Origin of the sequence: Streptomyces sp. NPDC059456 (genome assembly GCF_042750055.1) — a bacterium.
In the GTDB taxonomy this organism is placed as follows: domain Bacteria; phylum Actinomycetota; class Actinomycetes; order Streptomycetales; family Streptomycetaceae; genus Streptomyces.
This window is the reverse complement of the sequence record NZ_JBHYVA010000436.1, coordinates 1-7,298: the sequence shown is the minus strand read 5'-3', so window position 1 is coordinate 7,298 and position 7,298 is coordinate 1. Positions and strand designations below refer to the sequence as shown.

Genomic DNA, 7,298 nt, shown 5'->3' with positions numbered 1-7,298 from the left:
CGCCCCCCGCCGCGCGGCCCGCGCCGCGCCCGCGCCGCCGCCGGGGCCCCGGCGCAGGCCGCCGGCCGCCCGGCCCCGGCGCCACCGCAGCAGCGCCAGCGCCGCGGAGCGCCGACCAAACTCGTCGTCTCCGAGGGCACCCTCACGGGCACCACGGTCGCCCTCGCCGGGCAGACGATCACGCTGGGCCGCGCCCACGACTCCACGATCGTGCTGGACGACGACTACGCCTCCAGCCGCCATGCCAGGATCTACCCCGACCGTGACGGCCAGTGGATCGTCGAGGATCTCGGGTCCACCAACGGCACGTATCTCGACCGGACCCGGCTGACCACCCCGACGCCCATTCCGCCGGGCGCCCCGATCCGCATCGGCAAGACCGTCATCGAGCTGCGGAAGTAGTACGAGAATGAGCGAGCGGAGCGAGCGAGCCGCGGCAGTCCGGCCCATCCGGGACACGGATCCGAGCGCGCTCCCGACCGGAGGGTGGGCAGTGTGGCTCGAGACCGGTTGTACCCGGAGGAATCGACTGGGCAGGTGCGCATGAGTCTGTCCCTGCGGTTCGCCGCCGGATCCCACAAGGGCATGATCCGCGAGGGCAACGAGGACTCCGGCTATGCCGGTCCCCGTCTCCTCGCCGTGGCCGACGGCATGGGCGGCCAGGCCGCCGGAGAGGTCGCCAGCTCCGAGGTGATCTCCTCCCTCGTGCAGCTCGACGACGACGTCCCGGGCTCCGACATCCTCACGTCGCTGGCCACGGCGGTGCAGCGGGCGAACGACCAGCTGCGCGTCATGGTCGAGGAGGACGCCCAGCTCGAAGGCATGGGCACCACCCTGACCGCGCTCCTGTGGACCGGCCAGCGCCTGGGACTCGTCCACGTCGGCGACTCCCGCGCCTACCTGCTGCGCGACGGCGTCCTCACGCAGATCACCCAGGACCACACCTGGGTCCAGCGGCTCGTCGACGAGGGCCGCATCACCGAAGAGGAAGCCACCACCCACCCGCAGCGCTCCCTCCTCATGCGGGCGCTCGGCAGCGGTGACACCGTCGAGCCCGACCTCTCGATCCGCGAGGTCCGCACCGGCGACCGCTACCTCATCTGCTCCGACGGGCTGTCCGGCGTCGTCTCCCACCAGACCCTGGAAGAGACCCTCGCCGGCTACCACGGCCCCCACGAGACCGTGCAGGCCCTGATCCAGCTCGCCCTGCGCGGCGGCGGACCGGACAACATCACCTGCATCGTCGCGGACGTCCTCGACACCGACAGCGGCGACACCCTGGCCGCCCAGCTGAACGACACCCCGGTCGTCGTCGGCGCGGTCGCCGAGAACCAGCACCAGCTCTTCGACGGCGGCAACGCCATGCAGACCCCGGCGGGCCGCGCCTCCGGCCTGGGCCGCCAGGCTCCCCCTCCGGCGGGCGCGTTCGGGCCCCCCGGCAGCGGTGACGCCCCCGGCTACGGATACCCCGACCAGAGCCAGGGCGGCGGCGCGTACGGCAGCTTCGGCGAACCCGACCCGTACGACGACGACTCCCGCTACGAGGACACGTACGACAAGCCCCGCCGGCGCCGCGGCAAAGGGCGCAAGTGGACCACCCGCACCCTGATCCTGCTGATCGTCGCCGGTGTCGTCGGCGGCGGCCTGTACGCCGCGCACCGCTGGACGCAGACGCAGTTCTACATCGGCGTCAAGGGCGAGCACGTCGCGCTGTTCCGCGGCATCAGCCAGAACCTCGGTCCGCTGGAGCTCTCCAAGGTGGAGACCGACCGGCCCGACATCGAACTGAAGTACCTGCCGCCCTTCAAGCGCAAGCTGGTCGAGGCCACCATCACCGAAACCAGCCTCGACGGCGCCCGTCAGAAGATCGACGAACTCGGCGTCCAGGTCACCGCCTGCAAGAAGGACGGGGAACGCCGCGCCGCGGAAGCGCAGAACCCACCAGCATCCGGCCCCAGCCTGACTCCCTCGGAGCAGTCGCTGGTCGGCCTCTGCGGCAAGCAGTAGTAGACACCCGCGGGCACAGGGGGCCTGCCACACCATGAGCGTTGTCACCAACACGACCACCATCGGCGCCATCGAGCTGCCGAGCCGGCGGAACACCGAGCTCCTGCTGCTCGTCTTCGCCGTGGTCATCCCGATCTTCGCCTACGCCAACGTGGGCCTGGCGATCCACGGCAAGCTGCCGCCCGGCATGCTCGCGTACGGCGGCGGCCTGGCCGTCCTCGCCGGCATCGCCCACGTCGTGGTGCGCCGCTACGCGAAGTACGCCGACCCGCTGCTGCTGCCGATCGCCACGCTGCTCAACGGACTCGGCTGCGTGCTGATCTGGCGCCTCGACCAGTCCGAGCGGCTGCAGAACCTGGCCAAGCGCAGCTTCGGCGGATTCTCCGAGTCGGCCCCCCGCCAGATGCTGTACACCGCCGTGGCCATCGCGATGTTCGCCGCCGTGCTGCTGATGCTCAAGGACCACCGCACGCTGCAGCGGTTCACGTACATCTCCATGGCCGCTGCGCTGGTCCTGCTGATCCTGCCCGTCATCCCGGGCCTCGGCGCGGACGTCTTCGGCGCGAAGATCTGGATCAGCGTCGGCGGCTTCTCCATCCAGCCCGGTGAGTTCGCGAAGATCGTGATCGCGATCTTCTTCGCCGGCTACCTGATGGTGAAGCGCGACGCGCTCGCCCTGGCCAGCCGCCGCTTCATGGGCCTCTACCTGCCGCGCGGGCGCGACCTCGGCCCGATCCTGATGATCTGGGCGATGAGCCTGCTCGTCCTCGTCTTCGAGAACGACCTCGGCACCTCGCTGCTCTTCTTCGGCATGTTCGTGATCATGCTGTACGTGGCCACCGAGCGCACCAGCTGGATCGTCATCGGCCTGCTCATGAGCGTGGGCGGCGCCGCCGTGGTCGGCGCTACCGCCAGCCACGTCAAGGTCCGCGTCACCGCCTGGCTCGACCCCTTCGCCTGCTACTCCAAGTCGGGCGCCTGCGAGCAGGTCGGCCAGTCGATCATGAGCTTCGGCTCCGGCGGCGTCCTCGGCACCGGCTGGGGACAGGGCAACTCCGACCTGATCGGATTCGCCGCCAACTCCGACTTCATCTTCGCCACCGTCGGCGAGGAGCTCGGCCTCGCGGGCGTCATGGCCTTCCTGCTGCTCTACGGCCTGATCATCGAGCGCGGCGTGCGCACCGCCCTCGCCGCCCGCGACCCCTTCGGCAAGCTCTTCGCCATCGGCCTCTCCGGCGCCTTCGCCCTGCAGATCTTCGTGGTCGCCGGCGGAGTCATGGGCCTCATCCCCCTGACCGGCATGACCATGCCGTTCCTCGCGTTCGGCGGTTCGTCCGTCCTCGCCAACTGGGCCCTCATCGGGATCCTCATCCGGATCAGCGACACCGCACGCCGTCCCGCACCGGCCCCGGCTCCGTCCCCCGACTCCGAGATGACCCAGGTGGTCCGTCCGTCATGAACAAGCCCCTGCGCCGCATCTCGATCTTCTGCGGGCTGCTCGTCCTCGCGCTGCTGATCCGGACCAACTGGCTCCAGTACGTCCAGGCAGAGGAACTCAGCACCCGCAAGGAGAACCGCCGGGTCCAGATCGCCCAGTACGCCACCCAGCGCGGCAACATCATCGTCGCGGGCGGGCAGGCCATCACCGGTTCCGACACCACCGACGGCAGCGACTACAAGTACAAGCGGACCTACATCGACGGCCCGCTGTGGTCGCCGGTGACGGGCTACGCCTCCCAGGCCTTCGGCTCCACCCAGCTCGAATCCCTCGAAGACAAGATCCTCACCGGCAACGACGACCGGCTGTTCTTCGACCGCACCATCGGCATGTTCACCGGCGAGAAGAAGGCCGGCGGCAACGTCGTCACCACGCTGATGCCCGACGCGCAGAAGGCCGCCTTCGAGAAGCTCGGCGACAAGACCGGTGCCGTCGCCGCGATCGACCCGCGCACCGGCGCCATCCTGGCCCTGGTCAGCACTCCCTCGTACGACCCGACCAGCTTCGCCGGAAACTCCAAGACGGACGAGAAGGCCTGGGTCGAGCTCAAGGACAGCCCGGAGAAGAAGCTCGTCAACCGCGCCCTGCGCGAGACGTACCCGCCCGGCTCGACGTTCAAGGTCGTCACCGCCGCCGCCGCGCTGGAACACGGCGTCGTCACCGACATCAACGCGCCGACGGACACCCCCGAGCCGTTCCTGCTGCCGACGACGCAGACCCCGATGGTCAACCACGCCAAGGGCTGCGAGAAGGCGAGCCTGAACTTCGCGCTCCAGGTCTCCTGCAACTCCGTCTTCGCCAACGTCGCCGACAAGGTGACCAAGGACAAGATGCTGGAGACGGCGCAGAAGTTCGGCTTCAACAACGACAAGATCGACACCCCGGTCCGGGCGTTCGCCAGCGTCTACGACAAGAACATGAACCGGCCGAGCAACTCGCTCTCCGCGATCGGCCAGTACAACACCGCCGCCACCCCGCTCCAGATGGCGATGGTCGCCGCGGCCGTCGCCAACGACGGCAAGCTGATGAAGCCGTACATGGTCGACCAGCTCACGGCCCCCAACCTCGACGTCATCGAGAAGCACGAACCGCAGGAGATGAGCCGCCCGCTCTCCCCGGCGAACGCGCAGAAGCTCCAGCAGATGATGGTGAACGTCGTCGAGAACGAGAACGGCACCGGCGGCAAGGCCCGGATCAAGGGCGTCACGGTCGGCGGCAAGACCGGTACCGCCCAGCACGGCGAGAAGAACGCCAAGCGCCCCTACGCCTGGTTCATCTCCTACGCCAAGACCGACAAGGGCTCCCCGGTCGCGGTCGCCGTCGTCATCGAGGACAGCGACGCCGACCGCGAGGACATCAGCGGTGGCGGTCTCGCGGCCCCCGTCGCGAAGGCCGTCATGGAAGCCGTCCTGAAGAACCAGGGCTGACGGGACAACGCAAGGGCCCACAGGGGCGCAGGAGCCGAACTGGCGTGATCCACATCACTGTTCCCGCCCGGATCGGAGCGTACGGTACCGGTCCGGTATCAGCCTGTGGTCACGAACCGATCACCGACGATCGGCCGGTAGCCTTGCCGCGAACAGCACACCGCCGGACCACACACGGGTGCGGTCGGGACTGACGGAGAGGGCTGCAACGTTATGGAAGAGCCGCGTCGCCTCGGCGGCCGGTACGAGCTGAGCCACGTGCTCGGCCGCGGTGGCATGGCCGAGGTCTACCTCGCCCAGGACACCCGGCTCGGCCGTACCGTCGCCGTCAAGACCCTGCGTGCCGATCTCGCCCGCGACCCGTCCTTCCAGGCCCGGTTCCGTCGCGAGGCCCAGTCGGCCGCGTCGCTCAACCACCCGGCGATCGTCGCGGTCTACGACACCGGCGAGGACTACGTCGACAACATCTCCATCCCGTACATCGTGATGGAGTACGTCGACGGCTCCACCCTGCGCGAGCTCCTGCACTCCGGCCGCAAGCTGCTGCCCGAGCGCACCCTGGAAATGACGATCGGCATCCTCCAGGCGCTCGAATACTCGCACCGCGCCGGCATCGTGCACCGTGACATCAAGCCCGCCAACGTCATGCTCACCCGCACGGGCCAGGTCAAGGTCATGGACTTCGGCATCGCCCGCGCCATGGGCGACTCCGGCATGACGATGACGCAGACCGCGGCCGTCATCGGCACCGCCCAGTACCTCTCCCCGGAGCAGGCCAAGGGCGAGCAGGTCGATGCGCGCTCCGACCTCTACTCCGCCGGCTGCCTGCTGTACGAGCTGCTCAGCGTCCGGCCGCCGTTCATCGGCGACTCCCCGGTCGCGGTCGCCTACCAGCACGTACGGGAAGAACCGCAGCCCCCGTCGAACTTCGACCCCGAGATCACGCCCGAGATGGACGCCATCGTCCTGAAGGCGCTGGTCAAGGACCCGGACTACCGTTACCAGTCCGCCGACGAGATGCGCGCCGACATCGAGGCCTGCCTCGACGGCCAGCCCGTCGCCGCCGCGGTCGCCATGAGTGCCCCCGGCTACGGCTACCCCGACCAGGCGGGCGGCTACGGCCCCCAGGGCTACGACCAGCCCACCACCGCCCTGCGCGCCGCCGACGCCGGCCAGACCTCCATGCTGCCGCCGATGCCCCCGGGCGACGGCGGGTACGGCTACGGCGACCAGGGCCAGGGCGGGTACGACCAGGGCGGCCACGGCCGCCGCCAGCAGAAGAAGAGCAAGGCCTCGACGATCCTGCTGGTGACGGCGGGCGTCCTCGTCCTGGTCGGCGCCATCCTCATCGGCCGCTCCCTCTTCAGCGGCGGCGCCGACAACCGGCCCAAGGTGCCCAAGTTCATCGGCCAGACCCTGGAGCAGGCGCAGAGCACCGGCGACAACGTCGGCCTCAAGGTCGCGAAGGAAGCCGACGAGCCCTGCGACAACCAGCCCAAGGGCAACATCTGCTCGCAGAACCCGGCGCCGGACACCAAGGTCGAGAAGGGCTCGACGGTCACGGTCAAGGTCTCCTCGGGCGCCCCGAGCCTGCCGGTGCCCAACGTCCTCAACCTGAAGTTCGAGGACGCGGAGAAGGCGCTCAAGGACAAGGGCTTCGCCGTCGAGAAGAAGACCCAGGAGTCCGACCGGGCCCCCGGCACCGTCCTGGACCAGGACCCGAAGAGCGGCACGGCCCAGAAGGGCTCGACCGTCACGCTGACCGTCGCCAAGGAGCAGGCGAAGTCCGACATGCCGGACCTGCTCGGCAAGACCCGGGAGCAGGCCGTCAAGGCGCTCAACGACGCCAAGCTGAAGCTGGGCAGCACCACGGAGGTCGACTCCCCCGGCGCCCCGCCGAAGACGGTCGTCTCGCAGCAGTACCCCGCGGGCGAGCAGCTCGCCGTGGGCACGACGGTCAACGTCCAGATCGCCAAGGCCGGACAGGCGACCCAGGTTCCGCAGCTGATCACCAAGACCGTCGCCCAGGCCCGGGCCGACCTCGCGAGCCGGGGCCTGAACCTCCAGGTCATCGCGGGTCCGACCGACGACAGGGCGATCGTCATCATCACCGACCCGCCGGCCGGCACCCCCGTCGAGGCGGGCCGGGTCATCAACGTGTCGACGGCCGCCGGCCAGCAGGACGGCGGCAACAACGGCGGAGGGATCTTCGACGGCCTGACGGGCGGCCGGCGCTAGCCGGCGGCCTCCGGGGTCCCGGAGACGCGCCAAAAAACCCCGGGGGGGGGGGGGGTGGGCCCCCCCCGGGGGGTGTGGGGGAGGGCACGCCCCCCCGCACCCGCGCGCGGGGGGGGGGGGCGCCCCAA

Annotated in this window: 5 protein-coding genes; all 5 read left to right on the top strand. The window is 70.0% G+C overall.

Translation table 11 applies throughout. The annotated features are described in order from the left end of the window. A partial coding sequence (locus ACFXA3_RS29450) for an FHA domain-containing protein (RefSeq protein WP_385191580.1) occupies positions 1-402 on the top strand: 402 nt, incomplete at its 5' end. A 141-nt stretch (positions 403-543) separates the two neighbouring features. Further along, entirely contained in the window at positions 544-2,007 is a 1,464-nt protein-coding gene (locus ACFXA3_RS29445) for a PP2C family protein-serine/threonine phosphatase (protein WP_385191578.1), read from the top strand. Between the two features lie 34 nt (positions 2,008-2,041). Then, a complete protein-coding gene (locus ACFXA3_RS29440) occupies positions 2,042-3,466 on the top strand; it encodes an FtsW/RodA/SpoVE family cell cycle protein (RefSeq protein WP_385191577.1) in 1,425 nt (474 codons plus the stop codon). Beyond that, entirely contained in the window at positions 3,463-4,932 is a 1,470-nt protein-coding gene (locus ACFXA3_RS29435; RefSeq protein WP_385191575.1) for a peptidoglycan D,D-transpeptidase FtsI family protein, read from the top strand. The genes ACFXA3_RS29440 and ACFXA3_RS29435 overlap by 4 nt, the downstream gene beginning before the upstream one ends. Positions 4,933-5,145: 213 nt before the next feature. Beyond that, on the top strand, positions 5,146-7,170 hold the full coding sequence (pknB, locus tag ACFXA3_RS29430) for a Stk1 family PASTA domain-containing Ser/Thr kinase (protein WP_385191574.1): 2,025 nt from the start codon (positions 5,146-5,148) through the stop codon (positions 7,168-7,170). Positions 7,171-7,298 lie beyond the last annotated feature (128 nt).